Annotated in this window: 1 protein-coding gene; it reads left to right on the forward strand. The window is 35.2% G+C overall.

Going from position 1 to position 512, the window contains the following annotated elements; all coding sequences use genetic code 11:
• A partial coding sequence (gene tsf, locus ACRCJ0_RS19370) for a translation elongation factor Ts (protein ID WP_431391850.1) occupies window positions 1-364 on the forward strand: 364 nt, incomplete at its 5' end.
• Window positions 365-512 lie beyond the last annotated feature (148 nt).

Consider the following 512-nt stretch of genomic DNA (forward strand, 5'->3'; position numbering starts at 1 on the left):
CCCTGAATTTGCTAGCATGGTATCTATGCACATCGGTGGTATGAAACCTCAATTCTTAAACGAAGAATCTGTACCTGCTGAAGTTTACGAACATGAAAAAGCAGTTCTTACAGAACAATCATTAAACGAAGGTAAACCAAAAGAAATCGTTGAAAAAATGATTACTGGTCGTTTACGTAAATTCTTCGCAGAAATCTGCTTAGTTGATCAAAAATACTTATTAGATGACAGCAAAACTGTTGCAGAAGTTGCAAAAGAAAACAATGCTGAAATCAAAGGTTTCTTCCGTTTTGAAGTCGGCGAAGGTATTGAAAAACGCCAAGACGACTTTGCTAGTGAAGTTGCTGCTCAAATGGGTAAATAATTTAACAACATCCCGATATAGACTTTTTGAATTTGCTTAAAATAGAGAAGTAATGAAGAGGGAATTTAAAATAGGTTGGGAAAGGTTTCTTTCTCAACCTTTTTAGTAAGGAGAATAGAATGACAGAACCTAAATACAAACGCGTAGT

This window comes from Aerococcus sp. L_32, from assembly GCF_050689315.1.